General features: G+C 60.3%; 18 protein-coding genes and 1 tRNA gene. 15 read left to right on the forward strand and 4 right to left on the reverse strand.

The features are described 5' to 3' along the window. Nucleotide 1 precedes the first annotated feature (1 nt). Together CLV89_RS10580 and CLV89_RS10585 are read right to left on the reverse strand one after the other, a co-directional pair. Nucleotides 2–718: an RlmE family RNA methyltransferase gene (locus tag CLV89_RS10580; protein ID WP_106163627.1), complete on the reverse strand. Its 717-nt coding sequence runs from the start codon at nucleotides 716–718 to the stop codon at nucleotides 2–4. A 108-nt stretch (nucleotides 719–826) separates the two neighbouring features. After that, nucleotides 827–1,939: a Ppx/GppA phosphatase family protein gene (locus CLV89_RS10585; RefSeq protein WP_106163628.1), complete on the reverse strand. Its 1,113-nt coding sequence runs from the start codon at nucleotides 1,937–1,939 to the stop codon at nucleotides 827–829. Nucleotides 1,940–2,236: 297 nt separating this feature from the next. Here CLV89_RS10585 and CLV89_RS10590 point away from each other — a divergent pair, with 297 nt between their 5' ends. Genes CLV89_RS10590 through CLV89_RS10600 form a run of 3 tightly spaced genes read left to right on the forward strand, consistent with a single transcriptional unit; the run spans nucleotide 2,237 to nucleotide 4,560 of the window. Further along, nucleotides 2,237–2,533, forward strand: coding sequence for a virulence factor (locus CLV89_RS10590; protein WP_106163629.1), 297 nt, complete (start codon nucleotides 2,237–2,239; stop codon nucleotides 2,531–2,533). 29 nt (nucleotides 2,534–2,562) lie between these two features. Further along, on the forward strand, nucleotides 2,563–3,495 hold the full coding sequence (locus tag CLV89_RS10595; protein WP_106163630.1) for a methylenetetrahydrofolate reductase: 933 nt from the start codon (nucleotides 2,563–2,565) through the stop codon (nucleotides 3,493–3,495). Between the two features lie 3 nt (nucleotides 3,496–3,498). After that, nucleotides 3,499–4,560, forward strand: a complete 1,062-nt coding sequence (locus CLV89_RS10600) for a methyltetrahydrofolate cobalamin methyltransferase (RefSeq protein WP_106163631.1) — start codon at nucleotides 3,499–3,501, stop codon at nucleotides 4,558–4,560. Nucleotides 4,561–4,827: 267 nt separating this feature from the next. On the opposite strand, the gene CLV89_RS10605 is transcribed toward CLV89_RS10600, so the two are convergent. Next, nucleotides 4,828–4,917 (reverse strand) — tRNA-Ser (locus CLV89_RS10605). A gap of 121 nt (nucleotides 4,918–5,038) precedes the next feature. On the opposite strand from CLV89_RS10605, the gene CLV89_RS10610 reads away from it, so the two are divergent. From CLV89_RS10610 to CLV89_RS10640, 7 genes are all read left to right on the forward strand, one after another. Then, complete coding sequence (locus tag CLV89_RS10610) at nucleotides 5,039–5,914, forward strand: DUF2059 domain-containing protein (RefSeq protein WP_106163632.1); 876 nt, start codon at nucleotides 5,039–5,041, stop codon at nucleotides 5,912–5,914. Between the two features lie 235 nt (nucleotides 5,915–6,149). Next, complete coding sequence (locus tag CLV89_RS10615; protein WP_106163633.1) at nucleotides 6,150–6,752, forward strand: 50S ribosomal protein L21; 603 nt, start codon at nucleotides 6,150–6,152, stop codon at nucleotides 6,750–6,752. Nucleotides 6,753–6,764: 12 nt separating this feature from the next. Continuing rightward, nucleotides 6,765–7,034, forward strand: coding sequence for a 50S ribosomal protein L27 (gene rpmA, locus CLV89_RS10620; RefSeq protein WP_106163634.1), 270 nt, complete (start codon nucleotides 6,765–6,767; stop codon nucleotides 7,032–7,034). Between the two features lie 210 nt (nucleotides 7,035–7,244). Beyond that, nucleotides 7,245–7,781, forward strand: a complete 537-nt coding sequence (locus tag CLV89_RS10625) for a GNAT family N-acetyltransferase (RefSeq protein WP_106163635.1) — start codon at nucleotides 7,245–7,247, stop codon at nucleotides 7,779–7,781. Nucleotides 7,782–7,955: 174 nt separating this feature from the next. Beyond that, on the forward strand, nucleotides 7,956–9,002 hold the full coding sequence (obgE, locus tag CLV89_RS10630) for a GTPase ObgE (protein ID WP_106163636.1): 1,047 nt from the start codon (nucleotides 7,956–7,958) through the stop codon (nucleotides 9,000–9,002). Next, complete coding sequence (gene proB / locus CLV89_RS10635; RefSeq protein WP_106163637.1) at nucleotides 8,990–10,096, forward strand: glutamate 5-kinase; 1,107 nt, start codon at nucleotides 8,990–8,992, stop codon at nucleotides 10,094–10,096. Before obgE ends, proB begins: the two co-directional genes overlap by 13 nt. Before the next feature lie 92 nt (nucleotides 10,097–10,188). Then, nucleotides 10,189–11,454 carry a glutamate-5-semialdehyde dehydrogenase gene (locus CLV89_RS10640; RefSeq protein ID WP_106163638.1) on the forward strand — a complete coding sequence of 422 codons (1,266 nt, stop codon included), beginning with the start codon at nucleotides 10,189–10,191 and terminating at the stop codon, nucleotides 11,452–11,454. Nucleotides 11,455–11,528: 74 nt separating this feature from the next. On the opposite strand, the gene CLV89_RS10645 is transcribed toward CLV89_RS10640, so the two are convergent. Continuing rightward, a complete protein-coding gene (locus CLV89_RS10645) occupies nucleotides 11,529–12,125 on the reverse strand; it encodes a histidine phosphotransferase family protein (protein WP_106163639.1) in 597 nt (198 codons plus the stop codon). A gap of 29 nt (nucleotides 12,126–12,154) precedes the next feature. On the opposite strand from CLV89_RS10645, the gene CLV89_RS10650 reads away from it, so the two are divergent. The 5 genes from CLV89_RS10650 to tsf all read left to right on the forward strand — a co-directional run bounded on the left by CLV89_RS10650 (nucleotide 12,155) and on the right by tsf (nucleotide 15,942). Beyond that, the gene (locus CLV89_RS10650) at nucleotides 12,155–12,337 is read left to right on the forward strand and encodes a DUF3553 domain-containing protein (protein WP_106163640.1); all 183 of its coding nucleotides are present in this window, start codon (nucleotides 12,155–12,157) and stop codon (nucleotides 12,335–12,337) included. Nucleotides 12,338–12,445: 108 nt separating this feature from the next. Further along, nucleotides 12,446–13,207 carry an L-ornithine N(alpha)-acyltransferase gene (gene olsB, locus CLV89_RS10655; RefSeq protein WP_106163641.1) on the forward strand — a complete coding sequence of 254 codons (762 nt, stop codon included), beginning with the start codon at nucleotides 12,446–12,448 and terminating at the stop codon, nucleotides 13,205–13,207. Continuing rightward, nucleotides 13,204–14,049 carry a lyso-ornithine lipid O-acyltransferase gene (olsA, locus tag CLV89_RS10660; protein ID WP_106163642.1) on the forward strand — a complete coding sequence of 282 codons (846 nt, stop codon included), beginning with the start codon at nucleotides 13,204–13,206 and terminating at the stop codon, nucleotides 14,047–14,049. The genes olsB and olsA overlap by 4 nt, the downstream gene beginning before the upstream one ends. A gap of 169 nt (nucleotides 14,050–14,218) precedes the next feature. Beyond that, complete coding sequence (rpsB, locus tag CLV89_RS10665) at nucleotides 14,219–14,986, forward strand: 30S ribosomal protein S2 (protein ID WP_106163643.1); 768 nt, start codon at nucleotides 14,219–14,221, stop codon at nucleotides 14,984–14,986. An 80-nt stretch (nucleotides 14,987–15,066) separates the two neighbouring features. Next, nucleotides 15,067–15,942: a translation elongation factor Ts gene (gene tsf / locus CLV89_RS10670; RefSeq protein ID WP_106163644.1), complete on the forward strand. Its 876-nt coding sequence runs from the start codon at nucleotides 15,067–15,069 to the stop codon at nucleotides 15,940–15,942. Nucleotides 15,943–16,030 lie beyond the last annotated feature (88 nt).

Raw genomic sequence — 16,030 nt, forward strand, 5'->3', positions numbered from 1 at the left:
GTCAGCCCCGAAATCCGGTAGCGACGACAAATTTCTCAGAGCTGTCTGCGCGCGATGAGGGGGGTTTTACGTTCGCGACCGCCTTGAACTTCTGCTTCAGAAGCTTTTGCAAGTCTCCTTCGGCACCACCGGCCAGAACCTTCGCCACAAAGGTGCCGCCCTCGGTCAATACGTCAAAGGCGAAATAGGCAGCGGTTTCACACAGCGACATGATGCGCAGGTGGTCCGTCTGTTTGTGACCAGAGCTGGAGGCGGCCATGTCGGACATGACCACATCGGCCTTGCCGCCAAGCCATTCCTTGACCTGATCGTCTGCACCCTCATCCATGAAATCGAGCTGATGGAATTCTGCGCCCGCAAGGGGTTCAAGCTCCTGCAGGTCGATGCCGACGATGCGCCCGACCGCCTTGCCGGATTTCTCTCCCAGCGCATTCACGCGGGGCACCGCCACCTGCGCCCAGCCACCGGGGGCACAGCCAAGGTCCACAACCAACGCACCGGGCACAAGAAAGCGGTACTTGTCGTCGAGTTCCATGATCTTGAACGCCGCACGTCCACGATAGCCTTCGATCTGCGCACGTTTCACGTAAGGGTCGTTCAATTGCCGTTGCAGCCAGCGAGTCGAGCTGAGCCTACGTCCGCGCGCAGTCTTGACCTTCACGGTCAGATCGCGCTGCCCGCGGCCAGACGTGTTCTTTCCAGTCGGTTTCTTCGCCATCAACTCAGCCTCCAAAGGATGGGTGCAGATAACGGTTCGCGCGCCGGGGATCAAGTACGGTGCGGGGCCTTTGCCAGTGTCAATACAGACCAAGGGGCTACAAAGCGTTCAGAAAGGGCCGTCTTCCAGAACGCCATCGGCGCTCATTTGGGCATAGAGCAGCCCCTCGCGCAAACCTCGATCTGCAACCGACAATCGGTCCGTCGGCCAGCAGCGCAGCAACGCCTGCAAGATTGCGGCACCGGACATGATCAGCGCCTGCCGGTCCTCCCCAAGGCGGGGATCCCGGCGACGGCCTTGCGGGCCAAGCTCCAGGTAGCTGCGGATCACCTTGTCGATCTGATCTGACGTCATGCGCAGCCCGTCAACCTTCGTCCGGTCATAGCGTTTGAGGCCAAGATGCGAGGCTGCGACCGTGGTGACGGTGCCTGAGGTCCCGACAATCTGGAACCCTTCACGGGCCTGCTCATCCTTGTAGGGGGCAAAATCAGCGAGGTTTTCCTCGAAAAACCAGCTCATCAACGCGAACCGGGCCGCGTCATCTTCTACATCGTTGAATTGATCCCTGAGCGTGGCCACACCAAGGGGCACTGAAATCCAGTCCACTACCTTGGCCGCCGGAAAGGGGCTGTCCGACGTGTGGAACCCTGCATGCAACCGCATGATGGCAGAAGGACGATCCCGGCGCGCGATGGAGGAAATGTCGATCCATACCAATTCGGTCGAGCCACCGCCGATATCCACCACCAAGAGCTGTTCGGTCTTGGTTGAGACCAGCGGAGCGCAGGAGATCACTGCCAGACGCGCTTCTTCCTCGGGCTGGATGATATCCATGGACAGGCCAGTTTCGCGTTTGATCTGACGCATGAAGTCGCGCCCGTTCTTGGCACGTCGACAGGCCTCTGTCGCGACAAGGCGCATGCGCTTTACGCGGTTGCGAGAGATTTTCTGCTGACAGATGCGCAGCGCCTGAATGGTGCGCGCCATGGACGAGCGCGACAAGCGCCCAGTCTTCTCCAGGCCGGAGCCAAGCTGCACCGACTTCGAGAAACTGTCGACCACATGAAAGCCGCTGCCCTTTGGCTGGGCAATCAGCATCCTGCAGCTATTCGTACCAAGATCCAGCGCCGCATAGAGCGCATCCGGATCCGGCCGGGCTGGTACAGGGGTTTCTACCGCTTTGGGAAACGCTCCTGTACCTTTGGAACGCCTGGGCGCCATGATTCACGCCCTCCGATTATCGTGTTAGCCCAACAGTACGTTCGCAGTGACAACTCTGCAAGGGACTGTGAAACGGCGCGCTGTTGAAATCGTGAAGAAAACGGCAACCGCAGCGCGAGCGTGTTCACAATTTTGTTGAGAATTTTTAAGCGGCCAAGCGGTATTCCGTGTTCTGATGGAACTCGTTTAGAAGTGGAAAGGTCGCTGATCCCACCTTTGTTGTCGAAATCCGACGTACCTGGCGACCTGCGGCGGATTAGAAACACGGTACGACAGGCGTATCGGAAAGGAACGGCAATGCCAGACGTCACCATCGTATATTGGCGCGACATCCCGGCTCAGGTCATCGTGGGCAAGGGGCGACGCGGCGCGAAACGTCAGCTCGAGGAACGGTTCGAGCAGGCCATTGATCGCGCGGCCATGAAGGTGAACGCCAAGGACAGCGATGCCTACCTTGCGGAATGGCGCAAGGCCAAACCTTTCAGTGTGGAGGGGGAGCCCGGCGATGTTGCCGAGGCCGAAGCCGCCCGTCTGGAGCAGGACTACGACCAGGACCGCCTGAAGGACCTGATCGCGAACGACGGCTGGGCATGACAGCCCTCACTTCACTATGGGAGGCCGCCATGGCTTTGCTGAACTTCAAGAAACGCGCATCCGAGACCGAATTCACCGTCAACCCGCAGGTCGAAAGCTTCCTGCAGGACTATTCGATCGAGGTCATGCCGCGCACCGCACAGAAGGTCGAGGATTTCCGCGAGCTGCTGCCCGCCGGAACGCGCGTCTATATCGCCCATATCGAAGGCACCCCGATCGAGGAAATGGTCGCGACCGCCAAACGCCTGAACGACGACGGCTTCCCGGTGATGCCGCATTTCCCGGCACGGATCATCAAGGACGAAGCCACTCTGGCCGACTGGATCGCGCGCTACCAGGGCGAGGCGGACGTCAAGCAGGCGCTGATGCTGGCGGGCGGCGTGGCGACACCGCATGGTGATTTCGACAGCTCCATGCAGCTGCTGGAAACCGGCCTCTTCGACAAGGCGGGCTTTACCAATCTGCATGTGGCGGGCCACCCGGAAGGCAACAAGGACATCGACCCCGATGGCTCGATGAAAAACGTCTCCGAAGCGCTGTCCTGGAAACAGAAATTCTCCGAGCGCACGGATGCCAAGATGGCACTGGCGACGCAGTTCGCCTTTGAGGCGAAGCCAATCATCGCCTGGGCCAATGGCCTGAAGGACGCGGGCATCGATCTGCCGATCCACATCGGCATCGCCGGTCCCGCCAAGCTGCAAACTCTGATCAAATTCGCCATCGCTTGTGGCGTCGGCCCGTCGCTGAAAGTGCTGCAGAAACGTGCGATGGATGTCACCAAGCTGATGCTGCCTTACGAGCCCACCGAGGTGCTGACCGAACTTGCGGCCTACAAGGCGGCGAACCCGGATTTCAACATCACCAATGTGCATTTCTTCCCCCTGGGTGGCATCAAGACCAATGCCACCTGGGCCATCAACAATGGCGGCGAGTCCACGCAGCCTGTCAAACAGCAAGGATAATCAATGACCCGTACTGTCGTAGAATCTAAGTCAAAAACCGCCATTCTGGGCTTTGACCAGCCGTTCTGCGTGATCGGTGAGCGGATCAATCCCACCGGCCGCAAGAAGCTGGCTGCGGAGCTGGAAGCAGGCGATTTCTCCACCGTGGAGAAAGACGCGCTCGCACAGGTGATGGCGGGGGCCAACATCCTCGATATCAACGCGGGCGTGGTCTACAATTCCAACCCGAACCCCAATGAGACCGAGCCGCCGCTGATGACCAAGATCATCGAGCTGGTGCAAGGTCTGACCGACACGCCGCTGTGCATCGACTCCTCTGTTCCCGCCGCACTTGAGGCTGGTCTGCAGGCCGCCGAAGGCCGTCCGCTGCTGAACTCCGTCACCGGCGAAGAAGAACGTCTAGAACACGTGCTGCCGCTGGTGAAGAAGTACAATGTTCCTGTGGTGGCCATTTCCAACGACGACACCGGCATTTCCGAGGATCCCGAAGTCCGCTTTGAAGTGGCCCGCAAGATCGTGCAGCGCGCCGCTGACTTTGGCATTCCGGCGCATGACATCGTGGTTGACCCGTTGGTGATGCCGATCGGCGCGATGGCGACCGCGGGCCAGCAGGTCTTTGCCCTGGTGCGGAAACTGCGTGAGGAACTCGGCGTGAACACCACCTGCGGGGCGTCCAACGTTTCCTTCGGCCTGCCGAACCGTCACGGCATCAACAACGCCTTCCTGCCGATGGCCATGGGCGCGGGCATGACATCTGCGATCATGAACCCGGTCGCGCTGCCTGTGAACCAGAAGGCGATCGCCGAGAAAAAGGAACAGGTTGCAGCCGCTGGCATCATCCTGCCCGAAGACATCGATGACGAGACCTTTGTGAGCCTGTTCGGCCTCGGCTCCACCAAGCCGCGTGCGGGCAAGGAGATGGAGGCGATCCGTGCTGCCAACCTGCTGACCAACAACGACCCGCATGGTGGCGACTGGATCAAGTTCAACAAGGCCCCAGTCAAAGAGGGCGAGGAAGTCCGTGGTCGTGGTGGTCGCGGTGGCGGTCGTCGCCGTCGCGCCTGATCCGCAGCCTTTGAGATATGCAAAAAGCCGGGTGACAAACCCGGCTTTTTCTATTGTGGTTCATTCTCGCGTTGTGGAGACCGCCGCGCGTTCCAGATTTTGCAAACAATGCAGTGCGATCAAGGCCGCGGAGCAAATCGAGACGCGCGAGACTCTAAGTCGTCGCGCGTAGGATTCAGGTCGAGTTATCTGCTGAGACATGTCTGTGACGTGCCCGCACGCTACTCAGTGAAGCTCACAACTCACTTTGAATATCGTGGGGAATAATGGCGGAGAGACAGGGATTCGAACCCTGGGAACCCGTGAAGGCTCAACGGTTTTCGAGACCGCCCCGTTCGACCACTCCGGCACCTCTCCGCGGGGGGTGTGAGGGCGTTTAAAGGTGATTTTCACCACGTGCAAGGGGCGAAATCACAGTTACTTCAAGAAAGTGGGATTTTGTTTTGCGCCGGCGAAGCAAGCCCCTACATTCTCCACTATGATCATCACTCGCACAGCGTTCCGCCGCCCCGCCACCCGTGTCGCGCCTCTCTTGCGCAGTCTCTGCGCGCTTGCCGCGTGTCTCGTTCTCTTTCAGCCCAATCCGGCGCGCGCTGCGGAGCGGGATCAGATCAAAGCCTTCCTCGAGGTGACGGGCTTTGACGTCGCACTCGAGAGCATTGCCCAATCCGCCAGCGATGCACCGGCGATGCTGGGTGCGGATGCTGGCGACTTCGGTCTGGAGTGGGAGCGCCTGACGCAGGAGGTCTTTGCTCCGGATCTGATGCAGACGATGGCGCTGGATATACTTGAGGACACGCTGTCCTCGGAGGCGCTGTTCCACGCAGCGGAATTCTACGCCTCGGACCTCGGTCAGCGGCTGGTTGTCGCGGAGAATGCATCCCATCAAAACCAGGACGCCACCGCCGCGCGTGAGGCGGGTGAGCAGCTGATCAGCGACCTGGTAGAGAACAGTGACCCGCGAGTCGCCCTCTATCGGGACATGAACACTGCGATCGGGGGCACTGACACGGCAATCCGGGCGGTGCAGGAGATCCAGTTCCGCTTTCTGATGGCAGCCTCGGCAGCGGGTGTGATTGACATGCGGATCGATGCGGATGGGTTGCGCGCGCTGATGAAGGCACAGGAAGGCGAGATGCGCCGCAGCATGGCCGCGTCCAGCCTTGCGAACTCTGCTTATACCTATAGGGACTTTTCGGCCGACGAGGTCGCAGCCTACGTAGATGCGCTGGAGGACCCGTTGATGCAGGAGGTCTACGAGCTTCTCAATGCGATCCAATATGAGATTCAGGCCAACCGCTTTGAAGAACTTGCCCACCGCATGCGGGAGCTGCAACCGGTTCAGGATCTGTGATCAAGGGCCGGGCATGGCGGCTGCCCCCTTTTTACGTATGCGCTGTGGATAACGGGTTGACTTAGGGCTGCATCAAGGTCAAAAGCCCGCATCCCGGCCCGGAGTCTCCGCGCCGGGGTTTATTGTCATACCGCCCCGATCAAGGGGCGCGCTGTTCGAGGTGAGAGGGCACGGCCCTGTCGCAAACACCCCGAAAGGGGGACCGAAGGACGCGGTGAGAAAAGGAAAGACTGAAATGTTCGCAGTCCTGAAGACTGGCGGCAAGCAGTACAAAGTTCAGGCGGGCGATATGCTCCGCGTAGAAAAATTGTCTGCAGACGCTGGCGAAACCGTACAATTCAATGACGTTCTGATGATCGGTGGCGACAGCCCCGTTGTCGGCGCTCCGCTCGTGTCCGGCGCTGCCGTTCAGGCGGAAGTGGTCGATCAGATCAAGGGTGACAAGGTCATCAACTTCGTCAAACGTCGTCGTAAGCACTCCTCCAAGCGGACTGTCGGTCACCGTCAGAAGCTGACCCTGGTCAAGATCACCGAGATCCTGGCCTCTGGTGCGGATGCCTCCGGCGTCAAAGCGGCCACTGGTAAAGGCGACGCGGCTCCGGCTGCCAAAGCGCCCAAAGCCAAGGCTGCCAAAGCTGCTGCGCCCGCAGCCGCTGGTTCCGACGACTTGACCCAGCTGACCGGTGTTGGTCCCGCTGCTGCCACGAAGTTGCAGGCCGCCGGCCTCACCACCTTCGCTCAGATCGCAGCCTTGTCCGAAGACGACATTGCTGGTATCGAGGCCGTCAAGATCAAACCCGAGTGGGTTGAGCAGGCCAAAGAGCTGGCTCAAGGCTAAGGAGAGACAAGAATGGCACATAAAAAAGCAGGCGGTTCGTCCCGTAACGGTCGCGACTCCGCAGGTCGCCGTCTTGGCGTGAAACTGTATGGTGGTCAGTCGGCCATCTCCGGTAACATCATCGTGCGTCAGCGCGGCACCAAGTTTTGGCCGGGCGAAGGCGTTGGCATCGGCAAAGATCACACCATCTTTGCAATCGCCAACGGCAACGTGACCTTCCACAAAGGCCTCAAGGGCCGCACCTTTATTTCGGTTCTCCCGGCGGCGGAGGCCGCTGAGTAAGCCGAACCTAAGGGTAGTAAAAACTTCAGGGGGATCGGTTATACGACCGGTCCCTCTTTTCGTTTTTGATGGGAATTTTCAAAGCTGCGAGAGACCTGAGGCACGGCCTGCCTTGTTTCTTGAACCGGCGCGTCCCATTTCATCGGCAACGGGATGGAGGAGCAAGTCCTTGTTCTGCCGATATTATGAGTATTGAGGAGGATCGAGGTCATGGATTTGGATCAACTGGATCAACAGGCCATAATCAACGCAGATCGGTTTGACCTGCGCCCCCTGCGTCCGTCGGATGCCGGGTTGATTGCCTATTATGCAGGGGACGCGCGGGTTGCCAAGATGACCGCTCCGATCCCGCACCCCTATCCGCCTGGCGCCGCCGAAGCCTATGTGAAGCGCGCGATGGAAGCGGAGAAGGGGGAATTCACCTGGGCCATTGACGGCACCAAAGATGACAACGCCGAGCTGATGGGGGTGATCTCCCTGAAATCCATGGATCGCAACCAGTCGGAGGTTGGCTATTGGGTGGCACCGCCGTTCTGGAACACCGGCTTGGCGTCTATGGCTGTTCAGTTGCTGGTGGAAACCAACCCCCTGGGCGATGCCGCCATGTTCGCAAGCGTGTTTCAAGATAATCCTGCCTCGGCACGGGTTCTGACCCATTGCGGGTTTGAGTATCTGGGCGATGCGGAGGATTTCTCCGTTGCGCGCGATGCAAACGTGCCGACCTGGACCTACAGCCGCAAGCTGTAAGGCCAAAAGACCCAAATCAACGCGGGCGCGTCAGGCGGCGGGCTCGCGTGTTTGATCCATGGCCTGACCCGCGCGAGGCGCGCCACAGCCATGCACAGACATCAATAGACGCAGGGTTGAGCCATCCCCTGAATTCAAGTATTGGCGATCCAGCTCTAACACTGAGGCCCACTCATGAAATTCCTCGATCTGGCAAAGGTCTACATTCGCTCCGGCGCCGGCGGGAACGGATGCATCAGCTTCCGACGCGAGAAGTATATCGAATACGGCGGTCCCGATGGCGGTGATGGCGGTAAGGGCGGTTCGGTCTGGGTTGAGGTCGTCGACGGCCTGAACACCCTGATTGATTTCCGCTATCAACAGCACTTTTTTGCCAAGAACGGCCAGTCGGGCATGGGGCGTCAGCGCTCCGGCAAGGACGGCGAAGACATTGTCCTGCGGGTGCCTGTGGGGACCGAGGTCCTTGATGAAGATGAAGAAACCGTTCTGGCGGATCTGACCGAGATCGGCGAGCGCTTCCTGCTTGCCAAGGGTGGTAACGGCGGTTTTGGCAACCTGCACTTCAAGTCCTCCACCAACCAGGCGCCGCGACGTGCAAATTCCGGCCAGGATTGCGTTGAACGCACCATCTGGCTGCGGCTGAAACTGATCGCCGATGCAGGTCTGCTGGGGCTGCCGAATGCCGGCAAATCGACCTTCCTGTCGTCGACTTCCAACGCGCGGCCGAAGATTGCCGATTATCCCTTTACCACTCTGCACCCGAACCTGGGCGTGGTGGGGATTGATAACACCGAATTTGTGATGGCCGATATTCCCGGCCTGATCGAAGGCGCGCATGAGGGTCGTGGTATTGGCGACCGGTTCCTCGGCCATGTGGAACGCTGCGCCGTGCTGCTGCATCTGGTGGATGGCACCTCGGAGACGGTGGCCGAAGATTACCGCACCATCATCAATGAGCTGGAGGCCTATGGCGGCGAACTGGCCGACAAGCCCCGCGTGACCGCGCTCAACAAGATCGACGCGCTGGATGACGAGGAACGTGCCGAAGCCCGTGCCGCGCTCGAAGCAGAGGTTGGCGAGCCGGTGATGATGATGTCCAGCGTCAGCCGCGAAGGTCTGGATGGTGTGCTGCGCGCAGTCCGCTCCCAGATCGACGATGATCGCCTGCGGATCAAACAGGCGGAGGCATCTGAGGAGGAGGACTCTCCTTGGCAGCCCTGACCACGGCCCGACGGGTCGTCATCAAAGTCGGCTCGGCGCTTCTGGTTGACCGCAGCAGCGGCTCCCTGCGTCAGGACTGGCTCCTGACGCTGGCCGAGGACGTGGCGCGATTGAAAGCGCAGGGCAAGGATGTGATCCTGGTCTCTTCCGGCTCCATCGCGCTGGGGCGTGGGGTACTGGGACTGCCATCTGCGGAGCTGCCGCTGGAACAATCCCAGGCCGCCGCCGCCGTCGGACAGATCCGCCTGGCCCGCGCATATGAGGAAGTCCTTGCCCCGCATGGGATCACCACGGCGCAGGTGCTGGTCACGCTGGAGGACAGCGAGAACCGCCGCCGCTACCTCAATTCCCGCGCCACATTGGAGACGCTGATCGGCCTTGGCGCGGTGCCCATCGTCAATGAAAACGACACCATCGCCACCGATGAGATCCGCTATGGCGACAATGATCGGCTGGCAGCACAGGTCGCGGTGACGGTGGAGGCTGATGTCTTGATCCTTCTGTCGGATGTGGACGGGTTCTACAGCGCCAATCCCGCGCTTGATGCGGGTGCCAAACGCTTTGACCGGATCGACACCATCACGCCCGAGATCGAGGCGATGGCGGGCGACGGGGTCTCGGGCCTGTCCAAGGGCGGCATGATCACCAAACTGCTGGCGGCCAAGATGGCAACCGCGGCAGGCTGTGCCATGGCGATCACCGAAGGGTCTGTGATGTCGCCGGTGCGTGCCCTGGAAGAGGGTGCGCCTTCGACGTGGTTCACCGCACAAGGCGACCCGCAGGTGGCCCGCAAACGCTGGATTGCCGCGATGAAAACCCGTGGCGTGATCACCATCGACGAAGGCGCGGCGACCGCGCTGGCCAATGGAAACAGTTTATTGCCCGCAGGGGTGCGTCATGTGGAGGGCGATTTTGGCCGCGGGGAACCGCTGGCCATCCTCGGCCCAGACGGGCGCAAACTGGGGCAGGGGCTGAGCCGCTATACAGCGGAAGAAGCCCGGGCCATTCAAGGGCACCGCTCCGCAGAGATCGAGGACATCCTCGGCTACGCGGGACGCGCGGCCCTGATCCACCGGGATGACATGACCCTTTGATCCTGTCATTCTAAGGACAGCGAGAATTTTCTCCGGCGCATGACGTGGCGGAGAGTCTCGAACCCCGCCTGGGAAAGAAAAGGGCATATGACATGAAAGATCTCGACAACATCCCCGCGCTGATGGCGGAGATCGGCAGGCGTGCGAAACAGGCGGCACAACATCTCGCTACCGCAAGCGGTGCGCAGAAGGAACAGGCACTGAACGCCGCCGCAGAGGCCGTCTGGGCCGCGCGCGCCGACATCATTGCCGCCAACGCCCGGGACTTGGAGTTTGGCCGCGACAAGGGGCTGTCCGCGGCGATGATGGACCGGCTGATGCTGGACGAGGCGCGTATTCAGGGCATCGTTGATGGACTTCGGGCCGTGGCTGCACAGGAGGATCCGGTTGGTGCCGTCCTAGAGGAATGGACCCAGCCCACGGGCCTGCGCATTCAACGGGTGCGCACACCGCTTGGCGTCATCGGCGTGATCTACGAGAGCCGCCCGAACGTGACAGCAGATGCGGGTGCGCTTTGCCTCAAGTCCGGCAATGCGGTGATCCTGCGCGGTGGCTCCGAGAGCCTGCATTCGGCGCAGGCGATCCATTCCTGCCTTGTCACAGGTCTGCGCACGGCCGGGCTACCGGAAGACGCGGTGCAGCTGGTGCCGACCCGGGATCGCGCGGCGGTGCAGGAACTGCTGACCATGACCGATCATGTGGACGTGATTGTACCGCGTGGCGGCAAGGGGCTGGTCGGGCTGGTGCAGCGCGAAGCCCGCGTGCCGGTCTTTGCCCACCTCGAGGGCATCGTGCATATCTACATCGATAAACACGCGGATCGCAAAAAGGCCATCGACGTGGTCCTGAACGCCAAGACCCGCCGGACCGGTATCTGCGGCGCGGCTGAATGCCTGCTGATCCATCAGGATGTGGCAGAGAGCATCGGCAAGGACGTGCTGGACCTGCTGGCGATGGGCGGGGTGGAAATCCACGCCGAGGAAGGTCTGCCCGGTCCCGACGATATGCAGATCGCCACGGCAGAGGATTGGGGCAAGGAATACCTGGATGCGATTATCGCCGCCAAGAAGGTTGCCGACATCGACGCGGCGATCGCTCATATTCGCACCCATCACTCGGCCCATACCGATTGCATCATCACCGAGGATGACGCGGCGGTGGCGCAGTTCTTTACCGAGCTTGATAGCGCGATCCTGATGCACAACGCCTCCACCCAGTTTGCAGATGGGGGCGAGTTCGGCATGGGGGCAGAGATCGGAATTGCCACTGGCAAGATGCATGCGCGCGGTCCGGTGGGGGCTGCGCAGCTCACCAGTTTCAAATACCTTGTGCGCGGTGACGGTACAGTTCGCACCTAAAGCCAAGCAAATACGCCGAAACCAAAAAACGCCGCTGGAATTCAGCGGCGTTTCTTATTGTATCAGCGAGGGCTTCAGAAGCTGATCGAAATCTTCTCAAGGCTCTGATTGAATGACAATTGCCTGTCTGCCTCGCGCGCCGCAGCCGGCAACAGAGCGAACTGCACGAGGGCCGGGGTAATCTCCACCTCGGCAGCGTCGGTTGTGAGGCTGGCCCACAGGTTTTCGTCAACATTGATTTTGCGACCTTCTCCGGTCACGGTCCAGCCATCCGTGCTGCGAAGGATCTGGATTGTTCCGCCATAGGGCAGGGCGCTTTCCAGGCACAGACCAGCGAGAAACGCCATCCGCACATCACGCCGTGCTGCAGCCTCCTGCGAGGACCAGTTGTAGTTGATACGCGCGCCTTTGCTGACATCGCCGAGCACGCTTGCGATCTCCATGCGGCCCAGTTCCTGCTCACCGGCGGCACCGAAGGCGACGCGAAAAAACCGAATGCGAGCATTGGCATTGTTGACGCTGTCGGAGATCAGCTCCAGTTCCGGCCCCTCGAGCGAATTGGACATGCCCAAAAGCTCCAGACCGTTGTTGATCGCCCCAACCGGGCTGATCAGATCGTGACAGATCCGTGAACCTACCAATGCGGCCAAATTGGCGCTATCTACACCCATAACATTCCTCCAATAGGGCCATTCAAAACATGAACGACCTGAATACCATCTTCGCACCCGGCATGTTTGCCCGACACCCCGACCACCCGGAATGGGGGCTGGGGCAGGTGCAGTCAAACGTGGGCGGCAAGATTACTGTCAACTTTCCCGACCAGGGCAAGGTCGTTTTCGATGGCGCGCGCATTGCCCTTGTTCCAGTCTTTGATCCGTAAAAACGGTTTATGAAACGTTAACCAAACGCATACAAGTGTGCATATATCTTGCGCGCGAATATGCCTATGCGCTATTTGCCCGCCAAAAAGTAAGGATAAAGCAGAGCCATGCAGGACGGCGCGCCAGAGTTTTCCGTGAGAATTGCCGAAACTGAGCAGGACCTGCGAGCCGCGCAGGCCCTACGCTACGAGGTCTTCGTGCGTGAGTTGGGCGGCAGTGGTGCGATGGTGGACCATGAGGCCGGATTGGAGCGGGACAAGTTTGACCCGTACTTCGACCATATGCTTGTCAGCGATGACCGCTTGGGCGAAGTGGTGGGAGTTTACCGCCTGCTGCGCAGCGATCAGGCCCAAAAGCTGGGCCAGTTCTACTCCGAAGATGAATATGATCTGTCGGCATTGCGCAGCTCCGGGCGCAAACTTCTTGAGCTGGGCCGATCCTGTCTGCATGCCGAGTATCGCGGCGGTATGGCGATGTTTCACCTCTGGAACGGGCTGGCCGCTTATGTCGCGGATCACCAGATCGACGTTCTGTTCGGGGTTGCCTCTTTTCACGGCACCGATCCGCAGGCCCTGGCGCAACCCCTGTCGCTGCTGCATGCCAATCATCTGGCGCCCGAAGATTTGCGCGTACGTTCAAGAGCCTACCAGCCGATGAACCTGGTGGACGGGGATCAGATTGATCGCCGCGCCGCGATGGTGGACACACCCGCGTTGATCAAGGCCTACCTGCGGCTCGGTGGATTTGTGGGGGATGGGGCCTATGTGGATCACGCGTTCAACACCACTGACGTCTGCCTGATCCTCGACACTGCGCGGATGAACGAACGTCAAAGCCGCCTCTATACGCGCGGGACCGCCGCTGAATGACCGTCAGCTGGAAGAGTGAGACACCGCCGGAACAGGTTCGGATTACGCCGATGGGATGGCTGCGGGTCGGTCTGCGTGGCACCGCGTTGGCGATACTGGTCTTTGGTTGCCTGTTGCTCTTGCTATTGGTGCGTCTGATTGAACGTCCCATTTGTGGGGTGCAGCGGCCGGTCACGCCCTTCATCACCATGTTTGTCTGCCGCAATGCATTTCGCATCCTGAGCTTGCGCTTTGACACCAAGGGCGCGCGGATGCATCACCCCGGTATCATTGTCGCGAACCATACGTCATGGCTCGATATTTTTGCCCTCAACGCACGCAAACGGATCTATTTCGTGTCCAAGTCCGAAGTGGCGGCATGGCCCGGCATTGGCTGGCTGGCGCGCGCCACCGGCACGGTATTCATCGAACGTGATCGCAAGAAATCCAACGAGCAGAAGGCGCTGTTCGCACAGCGTCTGAAAGCAGGACATAAGTTGCTGTTCTTCCCGGAAGGCACCTCAACCGACGGTCTGCGGGTGCTACCGTTCAAGACGACCCTGTTTGCTTCACTGTTTGAGCCAGAGTTGCGTGATATCCTGTATGTGCAGCCGGTTTCGGTGGTGTTTCATGCCCCAAAGGGCGCCGAGCGCCGGTTTTACGGCTGGTGGGGAGATATGGATTTTGGCAGCCACCTGCTGAAGGTGCTCGCGACCCAGCCGCAGGGCAGGGTGGAGCTCACCTACCACGCCCCTGTTGCCGTGCAGGCGTTTCAGGATCGCAAGGCGCTTGCTGCTTATTGCGAGGAGACAGTGCGCAAGGGGCACATGCAAATGCGCAAGCAGCTGCCGGAACAGCGCTGAGACGTTGGTTTTGCGCTTGCGCACCTGTCCAAGCTGGCTTATACGCGCGCCATCGAACCCACAAGCGGGGTTTGGCCTGATCGGGGGAGACATCCCTGACAGACCGCCGGTTGGCCGCGAAAGCGTCTGAACCCCCGCTGAGGATAAAACCGGAAAAGGATAGAATAGCATGGCTCTTCCCGAGTTCTCCATGCGTCAGCTGCTGGAAGCTGGCGTACACTTTGGTCACCAGACGCAGCGTTGGAACCCCCGTATGGGTCCGTTCATCTACGGCGCGCGCAACGGCATCCACATCATGGACCTGACGCAGACTGTTCCGATGCTGGACCAGGCACTGACCGCGATCCGTGACACCGTTGCAAAAGGCGGCCGCGTTCTCTTCGTTGGTACCAAGCGTCAGGCCGCAGCGCCGATCGCCGAAGCTGCTGAGAAATCCGCACAGTACTACATGAACCACCGCTGGCTCGGCGGCACGCTGACCAACTGGAAAACCGTTTCCCAGTCGATCAACCGTCTGAAGGAAATCGATGAGCGTATGGCAGCCGGCGCCGACGGCCTGACCAAGAAAGAGCGCCTGCACATGGAGCGTGACCTGGAGAAGCTGCAAGCCTCTCTCGGCGGTATCCGCGACATGGGCGGTGTTCCTGACCTGCTGTTCGTCATCGACGTCAAAAAAGAAGCACTGGCCATCGCCGAAGCCAACAAACTGGGTATCCCGGTTGTGGCCATCGTCGACACCAACTGCTCCCCCGATGGCGTAGACTACATCATTCCGGGCAACGACGACGCGGCCCGCGCGATCACGCTTTACTGCGATCTGGTTGCTCGTGCAGCTCTGGACGGCATGACCGCTCAGATGGGCGCTGCCGGTGTTGACCTCGGCGCACTGGAAGAAGCACCGGTCGAGGAAGCGGTGGCAGAAGAAGCCAGCGCCTAACCCGACAGCGTGTCATCGATTTGACATGTGGGGCAGGTTAGACCTGCCCCAAACCGCATTTGACTTGAGGAGAGGCCAAGATGGCAATCACTGCAGCAATGGTGAAAAAACTGCGCGAATCCACCGGCGCAGGCATGATGGACGCGAAGAAAGCACTGGTCGAAAACGACGGCGACATGGAAGCCGCTGTTGACTGGCTGCGCACCAAGGGCCTTGCCAAAGCGGCCAAGAAATCCGGCCGTACCGCCGCAGAAGGCCTGGTGGCCGTGGTCGTCGACGGTGGCACCGGTGTTGCTGTCGAGGTGAACTCCGAAACCGACTTCGTTGCGAAAAACGCCGATTTCCAGGCCATGGTGTCTGGCATTGCCAAAGCCGCCCTGACCGTGTCCACGGTTGAAGAACTGGCAGAAGCGGATCTGGACGGCAAAACTGTCGCCACCACCGTGACCGACAAGATCGCCACCATCGGCGAGAACATGGCGCTGCGCCGGATGGCGAAGCTGGAAGGTGAAACCGTCGTGTCCTACGTGCACAACGCGGCCACCGACGGCATGGGCAAAATCGGCGTTCTGGTTGCACTGACCGGCGGCGACGAGGCGATCGGCAAGCAGGTCGCGATGCATATCGCAGCTGTGAACCCGGCGGCTCTGTCCGAGGCAGACATGGATCCGGCGATCGTCGAAAAAGAGCGTCAGGTTCAGATCGACATCGCGCGCGAATCCGGCAAGCCGGAGCAGGTCATCGAGAAGATGATCGACGGTCGCATGAAGAAATTCGTTGCTGAATCCACCCTGCTGAACCAGCAGTTCGTGGTGAACCCGGACCTGACCGTGGAAGCGGCAGCGAAGGAAGCAGGCGCGACCATCACCGGCTTTGTTCGTGTGGAAGTTGGCGAAGGCATCGAAGTCGAGAAAGAAGACTTCGCAGCTGAGGTGGCCAAAGCCGCAAAAGGCTAAGCCTAGGCCGCAGCATTGAGCTGATTTGACCCCGGTGCGCGTGTCGCGCCGGGGTTTTTCTATGTGCGATTGATGGCCTTCTGCCGGA

The organism is Tritonibacter scottomollicae (genome assembly GCF_003003215.1).
GTDB classification, from domain to species: domain Bacteria; phylum Pseudomonadota; class Alphaproteobacteria; order Rhodobacterales; family Rhodobacteraceae; genus Epibacterium; species Epibacterium scottomollicae.